At 55.5% G+C, this 21,040-nt stretch carries 18 protein-coding genes; 8 read left to right on the top strand and 10 right to left on the bottom strand.

Features of this window, described 5'->3' with window-relative positions; all coding sequences use genetic code 11:
• Positions 1–4: 4 nt before the first annotated feature.
• Together cusF and F8561_RS11795 are read right to left on the bottom strand one after the other, a co-directional pair.
• Complete coding sequence (gene cusF, locus F8561_RS11800; RefSeq protein ID WP_014170083.1) at positions 5–346, bottom strand: cation efflux system protein CusF; 342 nt, start codon at positions 344–346, stop codon at positions 5–7.
• A 33-nt stretch (positions 347–379) separates the two neighbouring features.
• On the bottom strand, positions 380–1,765 hold the full coding sequence (locus F8561_RS11795; RefSeq protein ID WP_151887488.1) for an efflux transporter outer membrane subunit: 1,386 nt from the start codon (positions 1,763–1,765) through the stop codon (positions 380–382).
• 190 nt (positions 1,766–1,955) lie between these two features.
• Between F8561_RS11795 and silR the strand changes: the two genes are divergently transcribed.
• A complete protein-coding gene (silR, locus tag F8561_RS11790) occupies positions 1,956–2,639 on the top strand; it encodes a copper/silver response regulator transcription factor SilR (RefSeq protein WP_032670366.1) in 684 nt (227 codons plus the stop codon).
• A complete protein-coding gene (locus F8561_RS11785; protein ID WP_151887487.1) occupies positions 2,629–4,089 on the top strand; it encodes a Cu(+)/Ag(+) sensor histidine kinase in 1,461 nt (486 codons plus the stop codon). The genes silR and F8561_RS11785 overlap by 11 nt, the downstream gene beginning before the upstream one ends.
• Here F8561_RS11785 and F8561_RS11780 read toward each other — a convergent pair.
• On the bottom strand, positions 4,076–4,999 hold the full coding sequence (locus tag F8561_RS11780; protein ID WP_151887486.1) for a LysR family transcriptional regulator: 924 nt from the start codon (positions 4,997–4,999) through the stop codon (positions 4,076–4,078). The genes F8561_RS11785 and F8561_RS11780 overlap by 14 nt on opposite strands.
• A gap of 116 nt (positions 5,000–5,115) precedes the next feature.
• Between F8561_RS11780 and F8561_RS11775 the strand changes: the two genes are divergently transcribed.
• Positions 5,116–6,525, top strand: a complete 1,410-nt coding sequence (locus F8561_RS11775) for an MFS transporter (protein WP_151887485.1) — start codon at positions 5,116–5,118, stop codon at positions 6,523–6,525.
• A 35-nt stretch (positions 6,526–6,560) separates the two neighbouring features.
• Here F8561_RS11775 and F8561_RS11770 read toward each other — a convergent pair whose 3' ends face one another.
• The 3 genes from F8561_RS11770 to F8561_RS11760 are packed head-to-tail and all read right to left on the bottom strand — an operon-like array spanning position 6,561 to position 9,288.
• Positions 6,561–7,556 (bottom strand): DUF2891 domain-containing protein, encoded by a 996-nt coding sequence (locus F8561_RS11770; protein WP_151887484.1) that lies wholly within the window; start codon positions 7,554–7,556, stop codon positions 6,561–6,563.
• A gap of 26 nt (positions 7,557–7,582) precedes the next feature.
• Positions 7,583–8,569, bottom strand: coding sequence for a DUF979 domain-containing protein (locus F8561_RS11765; RefSeq protein WP_014170090.1), 987 nt, complete (start codon positions 8,567–8,569; stop codon positions 7,583–7,585).
• On the bottom strand, positions 8,566–9,288 hold the full coding sequence (locus tag F8561_RS11760) for a DUF969 domain-containing protein (protein ID WP_138013852.1): 723 nt from the start codon (positions 9,286–9,288) through the stop codon (positions 8,566–8,568). Before F8561_RS11760 ends, F8561_RS11765 begins: the two co-directional genes overlap by 4 nt.
• Before the next feature lie 244 nt (positions 9,289–9,532).
• Here F8561_RS11760 and F8561_RS11755 point away from each other — a divergent pair, with 244 nt between their 5' ends.
• A complete protein-coding gene (locus F8561_RS11755) occupies positions 9,533–10,081 on the top strand; it encodes a winged helix DNA-binding protein (protein ID WP_014170092.1) in 549 nt (182 codons plus the stop codon).
• Here F8561_RS11755 and glgX read toward each other — a convergent pair whose 3' ends face one another.
• From glgX to treZ, 3 genes are read right to left on the bottom strand one after another with little or no spacing between them, the layout of a single operon-like run.
• Positions 10,082–12,157, bottom strand: coding sequence for a glycogen debranching protein GlgX (glgX, locus tag F8561_RS11750; RefSeq protein ID WP_032680984.1), 2,076 nt, complete (start codon positions 12,155–12,157; stop codon positions 10,082–10,084).
• Positions 12,158–12,173: 16 nt separating this feature from the next.
• Positions 12,174–14,642 carry a malto-oligosyltrehalose synthase gene (treY, locus tag F8561_RS11745; protein WP_151887483.1) on the bottom strand — a complete coding sequence of 823 codons (2,469 nt, stop codon included), beginning with the start codon at positions 14,640–14,642 and terminating at the stop codon, positions 12,174–12,176.
• Complete coding sequence (gene treZ / locus F8561_RS11740; RefSeq protein WP_151887482.1) at positions 14,639–16,426, bottom strand: malto-oligosyltrehalose trehalohydrolase; 1,788 nt, start codon at positions 16,424–16,426, stop codon at positions 14,639–14,641. The genes treY and treZ overlap by 4 nt, the downstream gene beginning before the upstream one ends.
• 132 nt (positions 16,427–16,558) lie before the next feature.
• On the opposite strand from treZ, the gene F8561_RS11735 reads away from it, so the two are divergent.
• The 4 genes from F8561_RS11735 (at position 16,559) to F8561_RS11720 (ending at position 20,062) form a co-directional block, all read left to right on the top strand.
• The gene (locus F8561_RS11735; RefSeq protein ID WP_020884118.1) at positions 16,559–17,086 is read left to right on the top strand and encodes a GNAT family N-acetyltransferase; all 528 of its coding nucleotides are present in this window, start codon (positions 16,559–16,561) and stop codon (positions 17,084–17,086) included.
• 178 nt (positions 17,087–17,264) lie between these two features.
• Positions 17,265–18,008 (top strand): 5'-nucleotidase, lipoprotein e(P4) family, encoded by a 744-nt coding sequence (locus tag F8561_RS11730; protein ID WP_249221881.1) that lies wholly within the window; start codon positions 17,265–17,267, stop codon positions 18,006–18,008.
• A gap of 142 nt (positions 18,009–18,150) precedes the next feature.
• On the top strand, positions 18,151–19,137 hold the full coding sequence (locus F8561_RS11725; RefSeq protein WP_014170098.1) for an MBL fold metallo-hydrolase: 987 nt from the start codon (positions 18,151–18,153) through the stop codon (positions 19,135–19,137).
• Positions 19,138–19,150: 13 nt separating this feature from the next.
• Positions 19,151–20,062 carry a LysR family transcriptional regulator gene (locus F8561_RS11720; protein ID WP_063214438.1) on the top strand — a complete coding sequence of 304 codons (912 nt, stop codon included), beginning with the start codon at positions 19,151–19,153 and terminating at the stop codon, positions 20,060–20,062.
• On the opposite strand, the gene F8561_RS11715 is transcribed toward F8561_RS11720, so the two are convergent.
• On the bottom strand, positions 20,053–20,937 hold the full coding sequence (locus F8561_RS11715) for a LysR substrate-binding domain-containing protein (RefSeq protein WP_063214437.1): 885 nt from the start codon (positions 20,935–20,937) through the stop codon (positions 20,053–20,055). The two genes, F8561_RS11720 and F8561_RS11715, sit on opposite strands and share 10 nt — an antisense overlap.
• Between the last annotated feature and the right edge of the window lie 103 nt (positions 20,938–21,040).

Here is a 21,040-nt window from a genome sequence, read left to right as displayed (position 1 = left end):
CTCGCTATTTAATGCTCTTGAGTAAAGAGATATTGCCCTGCTGAACAAACGTAAAATTAACGTGGCTGCCGGCTTTTAAGGCAAGAATAGTTTCGTCTGCCTGGACAAAGGTGAAACGCATGGTCATGGCGGGCCAACCAATCGCTGGAATAGCATCGTGCGCGATAGTGATTTTTTTAGTGCTCAGATCAACCGCTTTCACCACGCCGGTTCCCGCGATGACCTGCTCTGGCGTGGCTTGTGCTGCTGTGCTCATCTCCCCGTGCTGATGTGTTTCAGCATGCAGGCCTGCAGAAAATATAACGGAGAGTGCGCCCAGTACGACCGCGTTAAATAAACTGTTCATTTTTTGATTTCCTGATGGAGTAATTAAAAGAAATTACTCAACCCAACCGCCGCCCAGCGCGGTGAATAAGTTAATTTCATTCACCTGTCGGGAATAGATAAGGTCGAGAATGGTTTGTTGTGTTGCAAAAAGAGAACGTTCAGCATCGAGCACTTCAATGTAACTGACCGCGCCACTGGAATATAAACCTCTGGCTCGCTGCAGGGTGATATGTAGCGAATCAAGATAACGCTGCTGGGCGTCAAGTTGCTGACTGATGCTGTCCCGCAATGCGAGCGCGTCGGCGACCTGTTTAAAAGCCGCCTGAATTTTTTGTTCGTAATTGACGATTGACTGCTGCTGGCGAATTTCAGCCAGTTTGAGATTGGCTTTATTCCTTCCGGCATTAAAAACAGGAATGTCAATTTTCGGAATAAAATTCCACATCCCGCTTCCTGCGGTGAAGAGGCTGGATAATTCCGTACTGCTTGCTGAAAGCCCGCTGGTTAGCGTAATAGACGGGAAAAAGGCGGCACGCGCCGCGCCAATATTGGCATCAGCCGCTTTCAACTGGTACTCCGCTTCCATAATGTCCGGGCGCTGAAGCAATATTTCTGACGGCAGACGAGGCGGCAGTTTGACGGGGGAAATCTCATCGACGCTGCCTCCTTTCTCTGCCGGCAGCGCGCGATAGGTTCCCAGAACCTGCTGCAGGGCATTATTGGCCTGAGCCAGCTCGCCTTCTCTTTTCGCTATTTCTGCACGGGTACTTTCAATCTGCCCCCGGGCCTGTTCAAGTGCCAGAACGTTGGTGCTGCCCGTTACCAGCTGTTGTTCAACAAAAGCCCAGGATTGTTGATAGTTTTTTAGCGTATCGCGGGCAATTCGACGTTGTTTGTAGGCCAGCTGCTGGCTGAAATAGCTCTGCGACACGCTGGAGACGAGCAGGATATGCACGGCACGGCGGGCCTCCTCGCTGGCAAAATAGTTCTGTCTGTCAGCATCACTCATATTCCTGAGCTTGCCGAAGAAATCGAGTTCGTAACTGAGGTTCAACCCTGCGTCGTACTGCTGTGTGGTCGGCTTGTCCGTTTTCAGCCCACCGCTGTAGGTCACACCTGACGAGGCATTCAGCTGCGGATACCGGTCGGCATCCGTCACGTTGAACTGCGCGCGCGCCTCTTCAACCTTAAGGGCGGCCATTTTTAAATCTCGGTTGTTATTCAGGGCTTCGGCGATCAGTGCTGCGACCTGAGGATCGGCAAAAAAGTTACGCCATCCGCTGTCGTGATACCCCGCTACCACCGGCGTGAGGCTATTGCGGGATAACGAGAACTGCTGCGGAACCGGTGCTGGCGGACGCGCATATTCTGGTGCCAGCGAGACGCAGCCCGCCAGGAAAAATATTGTGCTAATGCTAAGTCGTTTTAATGTGCACATCACGCTTCTCGTCCAGGCAGGCCTGGTAAATGTTTCAAATGAAGTCCAGAGTATTACCAGGGTTACTCTACAGCGTACTTCCTGTTTGCCTGGTGACAGGATAATGACAATGTTGTCATTCTTAACGTAAGTCATTGATAACGGTTTGAGGCTCTCTAGAATGTCCAGAGCAGCCAGTCAGGGGAGCAAGATGAAAATACTGATCGTTGAAGACGAGATAAAAACCGGGGAGTACCTCAGCAAGGGGCTGACTGAGGCGGGGTTTGTGGTGGACCACGCTGACAATGGCCTGACCGGATATCATCTCGCCATGACCGCCGAGTATGATCTCCTGATTCTGGATATCATGCTTCCCGACGTGAACGGCTGGGATATCATCCGCATGCTACGTTCTGCCGGGAAGGGAATGCCGGTTCTGTTACTCTCAGCCCTTGGCACTATTGAACACCGGGTGAAGGGTCTTGAACTGGGCGCGGATGATTACCTGATCAAACCCTTTGCCTTTGCGGAGCTTCTCGCCCGCGTCAGGACGCTTCTGCGACGGGGCAATACGGTGATCACAGAAAGCCAGTTTCAGGTGGCTGATCTGATGATTGATCTCGTGTCCAGAAAGGTGAGCCGCGCAGGGAACCGCATCCTGCTGACCAGTAAAGAGTTCAGCCTGCTGGAGTTTTTTATGCGACACCAGGGGGAAGTGCTGCCCCGCTCCCTGATTGCATCCCAGGTCTGGGACATGAATTTTGACAGCGACACCAACGCGATTGATGTCGCCGTCAAACGGCTTCGCGCGAAAATAGACAATGATTATGAGCCGAAGCTGATCCAGACGGTCCGCGGCGTGGGGTACATGCTGGAGGCACCGGATGCGCGTTAAATTACCCGGACGCCCTTTTTCATTAGCCCTGAGGCTGACGTTTTTTATCAGCCTCTCCACGATACTGGCATTTTTCGCCTTCACCTGGTTTATGCTGCACTCCGTTGAAAAGCATTTTGCCGAGCAGGATATCAACGATCTGCAGCAAATCAGTACCGCGATGCACCGTATCCTGCAGTCCCCGGCAGATCCGGACGAGAAGAAAATCAGTAAAATCAAAGAGTCAATTGCCAGCTATCGTAACGTTGCGGTTCTGCTTCTCGACGCGCGTGGGGAGGTGTTGTTCAGTACGGCGCAGGGGGCAGCGTTACGCCCTGCCGTGAACACGGCGGCGTTCAGCACGCACAGTCGGGCACGGGATGTGTTTCTCTGGACGGTAGATGCCCCCACCCTGCAGAGTCATTCCGGCGCTGAGATGAAAAGTGACACGTACCGGATTATCGCCTCGTCAGGCACGGCAACGCTGCAGGGAAAAGCGCAGAATTACGTTATGCTGATCGGGCTTTCAATTAATTTCCATCTCCATTACCTCGATGCGCTGAAAAAGAACCTGATTGCGATTGCCGTGGTGATCAGCCTGCTGATTATTCTTATCATTCGAATCGCGGTCCGTCAGGGACACCTGCCGCTGCGTAACGTCAGCAATGCCATTAAAAATATCACCTCTGAAAATCTCGATGCGAGGCTGGAACCGTCGCGCGTTCCGGTTGAACTGGAGCAACTGGTGATTTCGTTCAACCATATGATTGAAAAGATTGAAGATGTGTTCACCCGCCAGGCGAATTTTTCTGCCGATATCGCCCACGAAATCAGAACCCCCATCACCAATCTGGTGACCCAGACTGAAATCGCACTCAGCCAGAACCGGACGCCGAAAGAGCTGGAAGATATCCTCTACTCCAGCCTTGAAGAGTATAACCGGATGACCCGGATGGTCAGCGATATGCTGTTCCTGGCGCAGGCGGATAATAATCAGCTGATCCCGGACAGGGTGATGTTTGATTTAAGCGCGGAGGTCGTTAAAGTCTTTGATTTCTTCGAGGCTTGGGCGGAAGAACGTCATATCACGCTGACGTTTCACGGGATGCCCTGCCTGATCGAAGGCGATCCGCAGATGTTCAGACGCGCAATCAACAACCTGTTATCCAATGCCCTGCGCTATACGCCGGAAGGCAAGACGGTGACCGTCTCGATCGCCGAACGGGAAAGCGATTTTGAGCTGATGATTGCCAACCCCGGGAAACCTGTCCCGCAAGAACATCTACCCAGGCTGTTTGACCGTTTTTACCGGGTGGATCCTTCAAGGCAGCGAAAAGGCGAAGGCAGCGGGATTGGTCTTGCCATTGTGAAGTCAATTGTCACCGCGCATCATGGCAAAGTCCGCGTCGAATCGGATGCTCAGTCGACACGCTTTATCTTGTCCGTGCCTAAGCGGGTTACTCAGCACTGAGTGGTTGCTGCACAGCCCGACACACGTCCAGCACTTTCTCTCTCAGCCAGCGGTGCCCCGGATCCCTTTCCATTCGCGGGTGCCACATTTGCGATACCGTAATGGTTCGGGTTTTAAACGGCAGTTCAAAGACATGCACACTCTGCGCCATCGGCTGGTTCAGCAGATACAATGCCGGAACCATAGCGATCAGATCGGACGCCAGCGCCACGGATAGCGCCGTCGGGAAACCGGGCACGACGCTGGCAATTTTGCGCTTCATCCCCACTTCAGCCAGCGCATCGTCGACAAAGCCGTGTAGCGACCCGTCGGGTGCGGCAACCACGTGGCCCCAGGAAACATAATCGTGAAGGCTGACCGTGGGGTGTGCCGCCAGCGGATGTCCCTTACGTACCGCGGCAATGAACCGATCCTGAAATAATCGCTGCAGGCGTATTTCAGGTCCCATGTTGCTCTGCACGCCAATTTCCAGGTCAACCAGCCCTTCCCGCAGATAGCGTGACGTTTTCTCAGGCTTCGGCGAGAACCGAATACACACATCGGGCGCAGCTTCGGCCACGGCGGCAATCAGCAATGGGCCAAATGCAACCACAAAACCATCATTGGCTCTGATAGTAAACAGCCGCTCGAGGTTTTCCACCTTCAGCGTTTCAGTGGAGGGCTGCAGTACGGCTCTTGCCTCATACACGGCGCCTCGGGCTCGCTCCCGGGTGGCCTCGGCCCAGGGCGTCAGCACCATATTACGCCCTGCCCGCACCAGGATCGGGTCGCCGGTCACCTCTCGCAGCCGGCTCAGGGTACGGCTCATGGCTGACGTACTCAGGTTTAAACGCCGCGCCCCGCCCGCCACGCTGGCTTCGGCCAGCAGGACGTCGAGGGCGACAAGCAAATTAAAATCCGGATCGAACATGATGCATCCTCAGATAAGGCGTTGTATGCAACTGAACAGTGCAACTGCTGCGTCTTCCGCCTTGTATATCCCATGATTATAGTTTCGTCATCAACATTCTTTCCGGAGTTACGACGATGACGCTATTTTCAAACCAGCCCGGCGACGAAGGATTGCCCGGCCATGAACGCGCCCGGGTGATGGCCGCGGTAATGACCACCACGCTGATGGGCGTTTTTGATGGCACCATGATCAACATCGCCTTGCCTTCGATGGCCAGCGCGATGCAGGTGCCCGCGAATGTGGCCGTCTGGTTCGCCAATGGGTATCTGTTGTCCGCGGCCATGACTCTGGCCATCTTCGCTGCCCTGGCGGCCCGCGTTGGCTACCGCCCGGTGTTTCTGACCGGACTTGCCGTCTTTACACTCACCTCGCTCGGCTGCGCGCTGGCCCGCACCCCGGACATGCTGATCGGGATGCGGATTTTGCAGGGGATTGGCGGGGCGGCCACACTGAGTATTGCCCCGGCGATACTGCGCGCCGTCTTCCCCGGTCGACTGCTTGGCCGCATTCTGGGACTGCACGCCCTGCTTATCGCCTCCAGCACGGCCATTGCACCCGTACTGGGCGGGACGATCCTGGACGTACTGCGCTGGCAGTGGTTATTCGCCATTAACCTTGTTCCCGGAACGATTGCCCTGCTGTTGGCCTGTAAGGCCTTACCACGACAGCCGGCTTCAGATCCCTCTCCGTTCGATGCCCCGGGGGCACTGCTCTCCGCGGTCCTGTTGGGGGCGATGATCATGACGGCCAACAGTTTCCAGCATACTTCGCACCACATCAGCCACGAGGCTATCAGCTGGGCGCTGCTCGCCACGATTAGCGCCATCACCTTTGTCTGGCATATTCGCCGCACCCGAAGCCCCATACTGCCTCCCGTTATTTTCCACAACGGACGCTTTACGCTTGCCGCGCTCACGTCGCTGGCCTCGTTTGTGAGCCAGGGCATCACCTTTATCGCCCTGCCGTTCCTGTTTCAGAGCGTATATGGCTACAGTCCGGTGGTCTCCGCGCTGCTGTTCACGCCCTGGCCGATAGGCATCGTACTGATCGCACCGCATGCGGGTCGCTGGGCAGACACAATCTCAGCCCCGCTGATATCTACCCTTGGGCTTATCGTGTTTGTGGTGGGATTGATCCTGCTCGCGACACTGCCCGCCAGCCCTTCCGCATGGAATATCTGCCTGCGAAGCCTGGTGTGCGGGATTGGTTTTGGCTGTTTCCAGAGTCCCAATAACCGGGAAATGCTCTCTAACGTGGTGCGGGAGTATGCCAGCTACGCATCCGGCGTACTGGCTATCGTGCGGACGTTTGGACAATGCCTGGGGGCTGCCGTGGTCGGCGTTCTGCTGGCCACAACGCAGAATCAGCCGGCCTTTGACGATCGGGCCGTTCATTATTCACTGTGGATTGCGGTCATTGCTTCGGCGGTTTCTGTCATGTTTAGCGTGAGCCGGCTGCGCGCCACGCGTCAGGCTACGGCATAAACACGGTGCAGCGCACTACGCGCTGCACCTGTGATTTACTCCAGCGCCAGCAGCGCAAAACTCGCCAGCCAGTGTCCACCGCTGTAGTGGCTTCCCACCACATGCTCGACGCTTGCCGCCAGATGTCGGTTGACTGCCTCGCGCAGCGCCTGTTGTCCCGGATGGTTATCCGGCAATGCGCGGGCAATATGCTTCATGCACCAGGCGCGGCTGAGGTTTAACCCATCCAGATGGGCAATTTTCGGGTCGGTACGATCGCTCACCTCTGCCGGGTGCATCAGGGCCGAAACAGACCCCACATCAGGAAGAAAGGCGTCAAACCACGCCGGGAAATGCTCCGCCACCTTACTCATCAACAGCGCTTCCGTCAGCGCGCCGGAAATATACTCATCACCACCCGGTTCATAGTGAGCCGGGTAATGCGTGTCAGCCAGATAAAAACGCGTCGCCGCCGTCAGAATAGCCTGTTCAAGGGCGTTATCCTGCACTTCACGGGCGTAATCAATCCCCAGCGCCAGGGCAAAAGCGGTGTTGTAATGCGTACCGACACGGATCGGATAGGTGAGTTTGCTGAGGTAATCCACCAGCCTGTCGCGAATGTCCTGCGTTAACGGCTGCAGTGTCTGATACCAGTTGGCGGCCTGAGGTAACGCGGACTGCTTCAGCTCCTGCGCCAGCGCCAGAAGCCAGCCGTAGCCATAAGGGCGCTCGAACGAGGCGCGAAACGGTGCATTGAAATAGGCCAGCTCTTTCGCCACCTTCTCCTGCGTGAGGTGTTCATCAAACAGGGCGACAATTTCATCCCGGCACGACAGTTCAGGGTAAAGCCGCACGCAGCGCAGCAGCAGCCAGTAGCCGTGCACCGCCGAGTGCCAGTCGAAGCAGCCATAAAAAATGGGGTGCAGTTCACGGGGTGGCAGGACATCACCGTCATCATTAAGCAGGTGCATAATGTGGTTCGGATATTCCTGGCGTAAATAGGTCAAAGGCATGCGGGCAAACGCGTCGGCCTGGTGTTGCGTTAATTCCATATCAGCTCCTTAGATCGTTGCCGCGCTTAGCGAAAAACGAGGAAATACATTAAGAACACGTTGACCACCAGCAGGGTTAACGCCGTTGGGATCTGGATCTTGATCACCTGGTACTTATCTTTAAGCTCCAGCAGCGCGGCCGGAACGATATTAAAGTTGGCCGCCATCGGCGTCATCAGCGTGCCGCAATAGCCCGCGTACATGCCAATCGCCAGCAGCGGTGCCGGGTTACCATGGTGAACGTTAATCAGGAACGGCAAGGCGATACCGGCGCTGAGCACCGGGAATGCCGCGAAGGCGTTGCCCATGATCATGGTGAAAAGCGCCATGCCCACGCAGTAAATCACCACCAGCATGAACCGGCTATCGGGGTTCACAAACAGGCTAACGACCTTCTGGACTGACTCACCGGTGTTCGCCACCACAAACACCCCGCCCAGCATGGCCAGCATCTGTGGCAAAATCACCGCCCAGCCAATGGTGTCGACCAGGCGCCGGGACTGGCGAATAGCCTGCAATGGCGTGCCTTTTGTCAGCCACCAGCCGGTCAGGATCGCCGCCACACAGGCGACGCACAGTGCCGCCAGCGTGAGCTGTTTCTGGTCAAGAAGGAATACGCCCCCTATCGACACCCCTTTCAGGAATAATGTCCCGATCACCGTAACCACCGGGATCATCAGCGCAGGCAGGAAAAGCCAGTTTTTCAGCCGCGTTGACGAGGCTTCGCGCTCGGCATCGGTAGCCATTTTATAATGCCCCTTCCCGACCAGACCAAAGCCCGCCAGCAGAGCAATCACAATGACGCAGCCGCCGATAATTCGATAAGCAAGGGATTTGCCCAGCTCCTGCACCATCAGGTCGCCAAACAGGAAGATCCCGCCGAACAGGAACCAGAATAGCGCGGTGGTAAAACGTTTAGGATTCGCGCGATCGCGCAGGGTCATCACGACCAGCAGCATCACGACAAAGCCGATCAGGTAATACACGCGGTTAATGGTGATCAGGGTCATCATGGCGCGATCTCCTGTGTACCCTGCTCAGCGCGCCAGGACATAACGTCACGACGGATGCTGGCATCCAGACGCAACAGGCGCGTCATATGAATAATCAATGCCGCGATGGCGGTCGGAATGGCCCACAGACCGATATGCAACGGTTCAATGCCCTGTATCCCATTCTCTTTCAGGAAAGCGTCGATCAGCAGCACCGCGCCAAACGCGATAAAAATATCTTCGCCAAAGAAAACCGCGATGTTGTCGCACGCCGCGGCATGCGCTTTGATCTTGTCCCGGATATATTGCGGCAGTTCGCCATACTCATTGAGCGCTGCGCCTTCGGCCATCGGTGCCAGCAGCGGACGAACCGTCTGAGCATGCCCACCCAGCGACATCAATCCCAGCGCGGCCGTCCCTTCACGCGCCACAAAATAGAGCATCAGAATACGTGCCGAGGTGGCGCTGGCAATCTTTGCCACCCACGCCTGCGCCCGCTCTTTCAACCCATAATATTCCAGCAGGCCAATAACCGGCAGGATCAGAATAAAGGTCGCCAGGGAACGACTGTTGACGAACTTCTCGCCAAAGGTCTCCAGCAACATCCCAAAATCCATGCCAACCAGCAGTCCGGTAGCCAGCCCCGCCACCACAACCACCAGTAGCGGGTTGAAACGCAGAGCAAAACCAATAACCACCACCGGTATACCGATGAGCGGCAACAGTGTCGAACCGTCCATAAACGTTTACCCTATCCAAAGTGAGCGTTGCGCGCCGGCGGCTATTTTTTTAATACTTCGCATCATGGCGAAGCGGGATGCAGTGCGGCGCGCGATGTTGTGTTTTGCGTCAGGCTCCGCAGAACCTGCACTAAAAAGCTATATCTGAACCACAAAAACATGTAAACAATTTATCAATAAAATGTTCTTATTTTATCGATGAGTTTACATTTCCGGGCCAACGTCACCCCCCGTAAGGAACGTTATGACTGCAAAGAAGAGTGCTGGATCATCAAATCACGACGATATAACCGATGGCCGTATCGTGTCCTCTCGCCATCTGGTATCGGAACGTTGCGCGGAATTATCAGAGCTGGAGTACGCGTTGATCATGACCAGCAACGCGTTTAACAAATGGATGGTGCGCTGCATGACCGCAGCCGGTGAGCCAGATATGGGCGCTTTTGATGTCTCGCTTCTGCATCACGTGAACCACCGCGACCGCAAAAAAAAGCTGGCCGACATCTGTTTTGTCCTGAACGTGGAAGATACCCATGTGGTGACGTATGCACTGAAGAAGCTGGTCAAGGCGGGCTACGTGACGAGTGAAAAAGCCGGAAAAGAGCTCTATTTCTCAACGACGGAGGAAGGGAAAGCGCTATGCATGAAATACCGCGACGTGCGGGAAGCGTGTCTGATCAATATCCATGCGGAGAGCGGGATTTCCGGAGCGTCTATTGGTGACACCGCGCAGTTGCTCCGGACCATATCTTCCCTGTATGACACCGCCGCGCGGGCGGCGGCATCACTGTAGTTAAGGGCGTCTGAAAAGCGAAATACTTCGTCCGGCCAGATGGTATTCCACGGCTTTGGTGATGACCGTCCCGGGGACAACGTCATCCGCCGTGGAGAGTTCCAGTACCCAGCCTCCTTCGCCAAACTGGGGGATCTGGAACGGCACGGTGCCTTCAAACGGGTTAAATAGCATCAGCACATCGTGCCAGAGGCCCGGCTCCTGTCTGAGGTCCGGTCTGCTGATGGATACGCCGAGGGTGGAACCTTCATCCCACTGCTCATCCTGCTGCGGGCCGCCGCCGGCGTTAAACCAGCGGATCTCAAGCCCGTCGCGCCAGCTTTCACGCCGCAGCAACGGCTGTTTCGCGCGAAGGGCAATCAGATGGCGGGTAAAGTCGCGCAGGGCGGTGTCGTTTTCCGATAATCCCTTCCAGTCGATCCAGGAGATCTCGCTGTCCTGGCAATACCCGTTATTGTTGCCCTTTTGCGTACGGCCAAACTCATCCCCGGCCAGCAGCATTGGCGTGCCATGAGAGAACAACAGCGTGGTGAGGAAATTACGCTTTTGCCGCTCCCGGGTAGCGATAATATCCGGATTCTCTGTCGGCCCTTCCTCTCCGTAGTTATACGACCGGTTATCGTTATGCCCGTCGTTATTGTCTTCACCATTGTCGGCATTATGCTTTTCGTTGTAAGACACTAGGTCGTTCAACGTAAAGCCGTCGTGGGCGGTGATAAAGTTGATGCTGGCCCACGGACGGCGTCCGCGCAGATCGTACAAGTCACCGGAACCGAGCAGGCGCGCGGCGAAGTCGTTAGACACGTTATCGCCCTTCCAGTACTCACGTACGGTATCGCGGTATTTGTCGTTCCACTCCCCCCAGCCTGGCGGGAAGCCGCCGACCTGATAACCACCGGGGCCGATATCCCAGGGCTCACCAATCAGCTTCAGACGGGATAACACCGGATCCTGCGTGACGGCATCGAAAAAGCCACCGCGCGGATCAAAGCCTTCGGGCTCACGGCCCAGAATTGTCCCGAGGTCGAAACGGAAACCGTCAATATGCATCGATTCGGCCCAGTAGCGCAGTGAATCCATCACCATCTGCAGCACTCTCGGGTGGGAGGTATTCACCGTATTCCCCGTGCCGGTGTCGTTAATGTAATACCGGTGTTGATCGGGTAAGGTGCGGTAATAGCTGAAGTTATCGATCCCCTTAAACGACAGCGTTGGGCCGAGCTCATTGCCTTCTGCCGTGTGGTTATAGACAACATCAAGGATCACCTCGATGCCTGCGTCATGATAGGCGCGCACCATATCGCGAAAACCCTGGATCCCCGCCGGACCGTAATAGCGTGACGCCGGTGCAAAGAAGCCGAGCGTGTTGTAGCCCCAGAAGTTTTTCAGCCCCCTGTCGAGCAGGTGTTGATCATCCGGGAACCAGTGAACCGGAAGCAGTTCAACCGAGGTGATGCCAAGGCTTTTGATGTAATCGACCGAGGCTTTGTGTCCCATCCCTTCAAACGTACCGCGCAGTTCAGGCGGAATCGCCGGGTTAAGCTGGGTAAAGCCCTTCACGTGGCTCTCATACACAACGGTATTCGGCCACGGAATGGTTGGCCGGTTATCATCCTGCCAGTCAAAAGCATTGGGGTCGATGACCTTGCATTTTGGCGTGAACGGCGCGCTGTCGCGGGTATCAAAACTGAGGTCGAGATCGTCATGACCCAGCTCATAGCCGAAATGGGCGTCGTTCCAGTCGATATCGCCCACCAGTTCACGGGCATACGGATCGATAAGCAGTTTATTTGGGTTGAAGCGATGCCCGTTTTCCGGGTCATAGGGGCCGTAAACACGATAGCCGTACAGCGCGCCAGGCTTCAGGTCCGGCACATAGCCGTGCCACACTTCATGGGTATATTCCGGCAGCTCCAGCCGGGCGATTTCGGTTTTTCCTGAAGGGTCAAACAGACAGAGCTCAACTCGCTCCGCATGTGCTGAAAACAGCGCAAAGTTGACCCCCTTCCCGTCATAATTTGCGCCTTGCTGCTGGCCATGACCGGCCCGAATTTCAAACGTATTATCCTTTGGCATTTTTTGTTCTCCACGATCATTCGCAGGTAAGCAGAACCATTAAGCATCCCGTTTCAGACGTTACATCCAGCGTCTCTTGCAGAACCCGGCTTTCACCGGTGAACAGATCCCGGTAGCGTTTTCCTGCCAGCGCAGCGGGTATAGCAATAGTGGTATTGGCCCACAGTGCTTCATGGGTTGTCACGTCGAAGACCAGCCGCGGCACGGCAACAATCAGCGCCTCCTCGTCTTTCACGCGTGCGTAAACAATCAGGTTCTCCGCCCGCTCGCCGCTCACCTTCAGCGGCAGCCAGTCACCGTAATGGAATAGCGCGGCATAATGCGGACGAAGCCGTAAGAGCGTGGCGGTGACATATTGCTTAACACTTCCGTCTCGCCAGCATTCCGGGCGGGCAAATACCCTGGCATCCGCCGTGCTGAGGTGGTGCACCAGCGTGGGGAAATCCGGTTCCCGTCGGTTATCCGGGTCGACAAGGCTAAAGTTAAGCGCTTCGCAGCCCTGATAGATGTCCGGTACCCCAGGAGCAGTGAGTTTGATCACCGTCTGGCTGAGGCTGTTCATCAGCCCGGCACGGATAAAGGGCTGCATCGCCTCACTGAAATCCTTCAGGAACAGCGTGTTGTCCGGTGAAAGCAGATGCCGGGCATAGCTCAGCACCACGCTCTCATAGCTTTCGTTGCTGTCTATCCAGTCTGTGCGTTGTTTGGCTTCGCGCAGCGCTTTCTCCAGGAAGCCGAGGAAGCGCTCTTCGAGTGATTTCAGCCCGTCGACATCGTCAGGTGACAGCGTGGCGGGCCAGACGCCGGCCAGAGCCTGATAAATCATCCAGGTATCGGCAGCGTTCGGCGCGGTACCGTCGCTCAGAAAACGCACGTGGGTTTGATTCATCTGCCGCCAGCGGGCCAGATTTTCGCCCCACTGTTCCGGCGCTTCCGTCAGGGTATAGAGGCGTGCCCGGGCATCTTCACCACGCTTCGTGTCATGGGTGGATGTCCCGAGTAGGGCGTCAGGCTGGCGGGCAAGACGGATGCGCATTTCCTGATGAAAACGCGATAGCGAAAAGGCGCGCGGCGTCGGGTCTGCCCCCACTTCGTTAAGCGCCAGCTCCAGGTTATGCCGAAAGAACAGCGTATCTTCCACGGATTTCGCCATCAGTGGCCCGGTGAGTTGCTGGAAGCGGGTTCTGAAACGAGCCGCGTCGTCGTGGCAATTTTCAGGAAGATCGCCGGTGAGAATGCACACGATCAGGCTCAGGGCCGCTTCAGAGGTGTTAACGCTTGCGACAACGCGATTGAGCAGCGCCACGTCAGAGGCGGTTAATCCTTCACGGGTGCCGTAGGTCCGATACACCGGAAACGCGATCAGCAGCTCGCGCAACGCATGGTGGATCTCATCGGGTTGCAGTTCAACCGCATTGCGTCGGGCAAGATCGGTGGCGATAGTTAACAGGGTAGTGAATTCGCCCTCGAAATTGCGATCGGTCATCAGCCCTTTGGCATCCCGTAACGCTGCAAACCGATCAACGGTTTCCCCGAGCGTGTCGTCATGGATTTTCTCCAGGCGGTCCAGGCGACTGTCGTCCACCAGAACTTCCGCCAGCGAGGCAATAAACTCGTACCCCGTGGTGCCGGAGACTGGCCATTCGACGGGCAGCTGTTCCCCTTTGGCGAGAATTTTTTCAACCGTGATGTAACACGCCGGTCCGGTTGCCTGGCGCAAACGCTGCAGATAGCCCAGCGGATCGGCCAGACCGTCGATATGATCAATTCGCAGACCGTCAACGACGCCAGAATGAACCAGTTCAAGGATCAATCGGTGTGTATCACTAAATACCGACGCGTCTTCAACCCGCACGCCCACCAGGCCGGTGATTTCGAAGAAACGCCGCCACGAGAGCTGTTTCGGGGCTTCACGCCAGGACATCAGCCTCCAGCTCTGGGCCTCGTGCAGCGCCGCAATGCTTTTACCCTCCACAAAGGTACCCGGGTTAAGAGGATAGGCGGTGTCGTAGTAGACCAGCGCGGCTTTGTCCGTGACAGGGTCACGTTTTACAGTGATGGCGCCCTTCTCAAGCTCCGCCTCAAAGGTGTCGCCCAGAAACGGCAGCGTAAGCGGCCGTGACCAGTCAATATCGAAATAGCGTGCGTAGCGGCTCTGTTTGCCATGCTCAATCACGTCTCGCCACCAGTGATTCTCCAGCGAGGTCGACATGTGGTTAGGCACAATATCCAGTATCAAGCCCATTCCCGCCTGCCTGAGCGCGGCCGCCATACGGTCGAATCCTTCTCGTCCGCCAATGGCGGGGTCAATTTCATTCGGGTCGGTCACGTCATAGCCGTGCGTAGAGCCGGTCGTGGCGGTGAACACAGGTGAGGCGTAAAGATGGCTGATGCCGAGATCTTTCATATACGGCACCAGTTCCACGACACGGTCAAACGTCATGCCGTTACGGAACTGAATACGGTAGGTCGCGGAAGGGATCATAACGATGCTTCTCCATCAGCAAAGCGAACAACAATACTGTTCGGCGGTAACACCTCGTTCACCTCCGGCCAGCTAAAGAGCGTTTCTCCTGCCAGTGCAGGCACATCAACAGCCTTATTGCCGGTATTGAACGCCAGAGACAACGTTCCGGTCGGGAATCGCCAGCTCACTGCAATCATGCCGGGTGCCGTTCTGATGACTTTGCTCTCCACCGTGACGCCCTTTCGCAGTAACGGAACGATATGACGATGGCGCAACGTCAGCAGCGTTCGCGTGAAGCGAAGCCACGTTTTACCGTCATCGGTGGCGACCTTATTCCAGTCAATTTTGGAGCGAACAAAGGTCTGCACGTCATTCGGGTCGGGGACGGACGCATCGTGCCCGGCATGGCCGGTAAACTCTTTTGCGCGCCCTTCTCGCACTGCTTTAGCAAGCTCACCGTGAAAATCGGTAAAGAACAAAAACGGATTGGTTTCACCAAACTCTTCCCCCATAAACAGCAGCGGAATATGGGGCGAAAGCAGCAGTGCAGCAAGCAACACCCGTGTTTTATCGGCCCCCGCGAGGGCGATCAGTCTCTCTCCCTGAGCGCGGTTGCCGGTTTGATCGTGGTTTTGAATAAAATCGACAAAAAACTGTGGCGGCTGCGTGTGACATTCCACGCCACGCGATTTGCCGGTCTGGAGAGAAACCTCGCCCTGATAGACAAAACCTTCCGTCAGCGCACGGGCAAGTTTTTTCTCCGGTTCAAAGGCAAAATCCTGGTAGTAGGCATGCGTTTCGCCGGTGGCAAAGACATGCGCGGCATTGTGAAAGTCATCGTTCCACTCCGCGGTAAAAAGCGGGGTCGCACCGTGTGCGTCACGCGGATGCAGGAAGATAACGTTACGGCTGTCTTCGGTGGTGAGATGGATCTGCCGCCCGGGAATAGCCTCGCGAATGCGTTCGGCAATCTCCTGCAGGATATGTTTATCCGACGCGTCTTCAATCTGGTCGATAGCATCAAACCGTAACCCATCAAGATGGTATTCCGTCAGCCAGAACAGCGGGGCTTCGGTAATGTATTGCCTGACCGGCTCAGTCTCGTAAGCAATCCCGTTGCCCCAGGGCGTCATCCGTTCCGCGTCGAAAAACGCGGGTGACAGCACAGGCAGATAATTCCCTTCCGGGCCGAAGTGGTTAAGCACAATATCCAGCACGACAGAAAGCCCAAGCCCATGCGCAGCATCGATAAAGGCGTGGAAGTCTTCTGGCGTGCCATAGGCAGAGTGCGGTGCATACAGCAATACCCCGTCATATCCCCAGCCGCGCGATCCGCCAAACTGTGAGACGGGCATGACTTCAATCTGGGTAATGCCAAGTTCAGCCAGGTAAGGCAGTTTTTCAATGGCGGCCCGGAAGGTGCCCTCCGGGGTAAAGGTGCCGATGTGCAGCTCGTAAATCACCGTGTCTTCCCACGGACGCCCTGCCCACTCCCGGTTGCCGGGCGGATACCGTCTGGCATCGATAACAACCGAGGGACCGTTAACATCCCCAGCCTGGGCGCGCGACGCCGGATCGGGTACGGCCATGCCGTTCTGCAAAACATACTGATATTCTGTGCCGTGCGTGACGCCGGGGACGTCAATCTGGAACCAGCCGCTGCCGACCGCCGTCATTGGCAAGTCGTTTTCTGCCAGACGTAGCGTAAGTTCTTTCTGTCCTTCTGCCCAGACGCGAAAACGTACAACGTCATTGGAAATAAACTCAGCACCCCAGTGTTTTTGAAATGTCCTGAATTCCATTCATTGTCCTCGAATGACCCACATTTTACGCGGAATGAAGTACAAGCTTAGTTCAGGATCAAAAGAGTGTTACGCCAGCGGTTTTAATGGCTTCATCTATTATTTATAAAAATATTCGCCACAAGGAATACCATGCAGATTCGAAAAGGATTAAATACCGACCTCGCACGTCTTGAATGCTGTGACTTTTCATTCACCGTCAGTCACGTTGCGCGGGAGCCTTTTATACATTGTGATTTGCATATCGACGCTGTCGCCGTGCCTTATCGTAAAACGTATGAGCTCGATATGCAGACCCTTGAAAATCATTGCGTTAATCCGGATGCCATATTTCTTGTGGCCGAAACAGATGAGGGAGAAATTGCCGGTTTTATCACCGCGTCAATGAGCTGGAATAAATTTATCGCCGTTGACTATATTGCCGTTGAGCGCACGAAACGCAGAGCTGGCGCGGCGCAAAAATTGATGGCGGCCGCACACGTGTGGGCGCGAAGCGTCAACGCGGCTGGATTAAGGCTCGAAACCCAGAATGTGAATGTTTCTGCCTGCCTGTTCTACCGTCATTATGGCTTTACGTTAGGCGGATACGATCGTTTCCTCTACAACGCATTACCGGAAAAAGACGAAATCGCCCTGTTCTGGTATTACATGCTGATCTGACTCTGGCTCTAACGGATATTGACGGACGAAAGCGATTTGTCTGAAAATTATCCACCCGGCGCACAAAGGAATGTGCGTCAGAATATGACTCGCCTGCCTCCCTTCATTTTTCTGTCACTTAATTTCAATACGCTTACATGATTTTGACAATGACGTTAAGGAAAGAAGAGTGAATTCAATGGCTAAGGCATTACTGCTGGCATTACCTGTTATGAGCGCGACCGCCACGGCAGCCGACCACGAAATCTGTGAGCCGAAAGCGTATGAGATGGCGCTGCGCTATCAACAGAAATCGGCAGAAATCATGGCTCTTCAGCTGCAGACCTACCGTTTCGCCACCGAGCGTTTTAACGAAAAAATAAAAGGGCTGACTACGCCAGAGAACTATGCCGTTGTGATGGATCTTGATGAAACGGTGCTGGATAACACTCCGTTACTGGCGCGTGATGCCGAACAGTGCCACGACTACACGAAATGGGACACCTGGAGTGACTGGGAAAAGCAGGGAAAACCGGGATTAATTCCTGGCGCGAAGGCGTTTCTTGATCGCGTGAATCAAAGTAAGGTCCGTATTTATTATGTATCTGACCGCATGCAGGAAAACAAAGCAGATACTCTCAATACGTTAAAATCCCTTGGCTTACCGCAGGTTTCAGAGGATAGCGTTCTGCTCGATACGGTCAGTAAAGAAGCCCGCCGCCAGAGCATCCTGAAGAAACAGCAGATAATCATGCTCTTCGGTGACAGCCTGCCTGATTTCGCCGCGCAATTTAAAAACAAAAAGCCGAGCGAAGCGCAGCGTGAACTCGTTGAGGCCAGCGCCGATCGCTTTGGCAGTGACTGGATTGTGCTGCCCAATGCCGCGTATGGCTCGTGGTCAAAAGCCACGCTTGAAGGCTGGAAAGCCCCGCTGAAGCAATAACGTCTGGCTTGCAGGGTGGCACATTGCTGCCACCCGACATTTGACCCGACCTATCCATCCCGTTTATAGGTCCTATCATTATCAGGCAGGTTCATATAATTTTACGGAGAAGTAAGATGAGCTCTTTCTGAAGGAGACCCTTATGCTGACCGTAAAAAAACTTGCCCTGACAACGCTGATTTCCAGTTCGTTATTGTTCTACCCTGCGCTTCAGGCTTCGGCAGAAACGCCCCAGCACGTGGTTAAACAGCCTGCCGGGGGCTACAGCGTGCAGGTTGGCGATATTATGGTGACCTCGTTTACCGACGGTACCGTGGCGCAAGACCTGCACAAATTACTTCGTCGGACGACCCCGCAGAAAACCGATGCGTTGCTCACACAAAATTTCCAGACCAACCCGGTAGAGGCGTCCATTAATGCGTTTCTGATTGCGCTACCCGGCCACAAGATTCTTGTAGATACCGGCTCAGGCCAGCTTTTTGGCCCCGGTAACGGCGGGCGGCTGATTGAGAGTCTGGCAACGCAGGGGATCGCGCCGCAGGACATCACCGAGATTTTACTGACCCATGCACATTCCGACCATGCCGGTGGCCTGGTTAAAGATGGCAAGGCGGTGTTTACCAATGCGCGCGTTTTTGTCGGCAAACCTGACATCGACTTTTTCTTTAACAACGATAATCAGAAAAAAACCGGCTACGACCAGAACTACTTCGATGTCGCGCAGAAAACCTTAAAACCGTATCGTGATGCCGGCAAGGTGGTTCCTTTTTCCGGAACCTCGCAGCTTCTGCCCGGGATAACCGGCACGGTTCACCCGGGCCATACGCCTGGATCAGCCTTCTATACGCTGGAAAGTAAAGGCGAGAAAATCACCTTTGTCGGCGATATTATCCACGTCGCGGCGGTACAGTTCCCGCAGCCCGCCGTGACCATCGCCTACGACCAGGATCAGGACGGTGCGGCACGTGTCCGCCAGGATGCTTTTGCTGATTTTGTGAAAAACAGAGACCTTGTCGCAGCCCCCCACCTGCCGTTCCCGGGTATCGGTTACGTCACGAAAGGCGAGCACGGCGGTTACGCCTGGGTGCCCGTCACCTATACCAATCGTGACAGCCACAGCGCAAAGTAAAACGGATAACACGATGACGCCCGTTGCTGAGATGGATATCGACCTGATCCTGACGCTGGATGCATTGCTCCAGGATCAGAACATCACCCATGCGGCCGCGCGGCTCGGCATCAGCCAGCCCGCGATGTCCGCCCGTCTGGCGCGCCTGCGTTCGCTCTTTGGCGAACCGTTGTTTATCCCTTCCCCACATGGACGTGGGGTGTTGCCCACGCCCAGAGCGGAAGCGCTGCGACCGCAGGTCATGACCGTATTGCGGGGCATTAACGCGATGTTTGCTCCCACCACCTTTGATGCGCAAACCAGCCAGCGGACATTTGTGATTGCCCTGCATGAAAATCCGGCCCTGATGCTGGGTGCCGAACTGCTTAATCAGTTCCGGGCCCATGCCCCGGGGATCCGCTTGCGATTCGCGCTGCCAGAAATGGCAACCCTGCCACAGCAGCTGGAAAAGGGTGATGTGGATGCCTATATCGGTGTGAGCGCCGGCGCGCACGACGGCTGGGTCAGACGCAAACTTTTCGATGACCAGTTTGCAACAGCCCAGCGAAAAGGCCACCCCCGCGGTGTCGGGCCACTGGATCTGGAGCACTATTGCGCGCTCTCTCATCTGGTGGTCTCTTCAGAGGGTGACCCGTTTACCGGCTTTGTGGATCAAACCCTGGGCGGACTGGGGTATCAGCGCAACGTGGTGATGTCCACGCAGAGCTACGCCATGGCACCTCCACTTGTCGCCAGCACGGACCTGCTCTGCACCTTACCGGAACGTATGCTGCAACGCTTTGCCTCGACGCTGGATATCTTTCCCCCGCCGCTGCCGCTGCAGCCGATTACCATCAGCATGTACTGGCACCCGAAAAACAGTCAGGATCCGGCAAGCCTCTGGCTGCGCGAGCAACTGCTGCTGGCCGCGGGACGTCAGATGTGATCGAGGGTGTGCAGAAATTTCTTTAACACCTCTGAGCGAATGATCCGGTGGCACACCAGCTTCAGCTCGCTTTCCCTGAGCCTGTCAATGATGTCGACGTACACGACATTCTCCACGCTGACTGCCCTGGCCGAGGCCGGCAATAGCGCCATGCCAAACCCCGCAGAGACCAGGCTGATGACAGTAGGTACGTCGGTGGCGTTTTGTACCACCTCAGGCTGGAAACCTGCGACGTAACAAACGTCATAGAAGTACTGTTCGAGGCCCATTCCCTCCGGGTCGCGCAGGGAGATCCATTTTTCATCTTTCACCGAGGCGAGCGTAAGCGCGGACGATTTCGCCAGAGGGTGCTGTGAAGAGAGTGCCAGCACCGTTTTCTCGGACGTAAACGGGCGGCTTTGCAGGTCGTCAGGCAGAGACGGCAGCGGCGCCCGGATGATGGCCACATCCAGCTGGTTGCTTTGCACGGCGGTATAGAGCGTCTGCACATTCCCCGTCATTAGCGACATGGTGATGGCAGGCCACCGACTGTGCATCTGGCGCAGCGCGGCAGGCAGCCTGGTGTCAAACATGGCGCTCGATACGCACCCGAGATTCAACACCCCTTGCTCCCCCCTCGCCGTTTGCCTGGCGTCCAGTACCGCCTGTTCCGTCAGGGCGATCGCCAGCCTGGCTTTCTCCAGGAAAGCTTCACCGGCCGGCGTCAGGGTTAAACGGCGGTTCGCCCGGCTAAAGAGCGTAACGCCTAACCGTTCCTCTAACGTTTTAATCTGCTGACTCAGCGCGGGTTGTGCCATGTTCAGGCGCTCCGCAGCCCGGTGCATGTGAAGCTCTTCCGCAACGACAATGAAATTACGCATCTGACGAAATTGCATAACGCTTCCCCGGATTTTTTGATAACAAATTTATTATCAAAATAGCAGTAATGATGCAATTGATGCTATGGGCTATTGCCATAAAAATGGAGGCATGCAAACA

It is taken from the genome of Enterobacter sp. 198, assembly GCF_009025585.1.
In the GTDB taxonomy this organism is placed as follows: domain Bacteria; phylum Pseudomonadota; class Gammaproteobacteria; order Enterobacterales; family Enterobacteriaceae; genus Enterobacter; species Enterobacter ludwigii.
This window is presented reverse-complemented; position numbering and strand designations above follow the sequence as displayed.

Excerpts from the sequence above, each read along its gene's own strand:
- treY (WP_151887483.1), bottom strand. The coding sequence starts at position 14,642 with ATGATCCCTTCCGCGACCTACCGTATTCAGTTCCGTAACGGCATGACG.
- F8561_RS11725 (WP_014170098.1), top strand. The coding sequence starts at position 18,151 with ATGCTGACCGTAAAAAAACTTGCCCTGACAACGCTGATTTCCAGTTCG.
- F8561_RS11760 (WP_138013852.1), bottom strand. The coding sequence starts at position 9,288 with ATGGACGGTTCGACACTGTTGCCGCTCATCGGTATACCGGTGGTGGTT.
- F8561_RS11730 (WP_249221881.1), top strand. The coding sequence starts at position 17,265 with ATGGCTAAGGCATTACTGCTGGCATTACCTGTTATGAGCGCGACCGCC.
- F8561_RS11765 (WP_014170090.1), bottom strand. The coding sequence starts at position 8,569 with ATGATGACCCTGATCACCATTAACCGCGTGTATTACCTGATCGGCTTT.
- F8561_RS11775 (WP_151887485.1), top strand. The coding sequence starts at position 5,116 with ATGACGCTATTTTCAAACCAGCCCGGCGACGAAGGATTGCCCGGCCAT.
- F8561_RS11715 (WP_063214437.1), bottom strand. The coding sequence starts at position 20,937 with ATGCAATTTCGTCAGATGCGTAATTTCATTGTCGTTGCGGAAGAGCTT.
- glgX (WP_032680984.1), bottom strand. The coding sequence starts at position 12,157 with ATGCCAAAGGATAATACGTTTGAAATTCGGGCCGGTCATGGCCAGCAG.
- F8561_RS11720 (WP_063214438.1), top strand. The coding sequence starts at position 19,151 with ATGACGCCCGTTGCTGAGATGGATATCGACCTGATCCTGACGCTGGAT.
- F8561_RS11795 (WP_151887488.1), bottom strand. The coding sequence starts at position 1,765 with ATGTGCACATTAAAACGACTTAGCATTAGCACAATATTTTTCCTGGCG.
- silR (WP_032670366.1), top strand. The coding sequence starts at position 1,956 with ATGAAAATACTGATCGTTGAAGACGAGATAAAAACCGGGGAGTACCTC.
- cusF (WP_014170083.1), bottom strand. The coding sequence starts at position 346 with ATGAACAGTTTATTTAACGCGGTCGTACTGGGCGCACTCTCCGTTATA.
- F8561_RS11785 (WP_151887487.1), top strand. The coding sequence starts at position 2,629 with ATGCGCGTTAAATTACCCGGACGCCCTTTTTCATTAGCCCTGAGGCTG.
- F8561_RS11780 (WP_151887486.1), bottom strand. The coding sequence starts at position 4,999 with ATGTTCGATCCGGATTTTAATTTGCTTGTCGCCCTCGACGTCCTGCTG.
- F8561_RS11755 (WP_014170092.1), top strand. The coding sequence starts at position 9,533 with ATGACTGCAAAGAAGAGTGCTGGATCATCAAATCACGACGATATAACC.
- F8561_RS11770 (WP_151887484.1), bottom strand. The coding sequence starts at position 7,556 with ATGGAATTAACGCAACACCAGGCCGACGCGTTTGCCCGCATGCCTTTG.
- treZ (WP_151887482.1), bottom strand. The coding sequence starts at position 16,426 with ATGGAATTCAGGACATTTCAAAAACACTGGGGTGCTGAGTTTATTTCC.
- F8561_RS11735 (WP_020884118.1), top strand. The coding sequence starts at position 16,559 with ATGCAGATTCGAAAAGGATTAAATACCGACCTCGCACGTCTTGAATGC.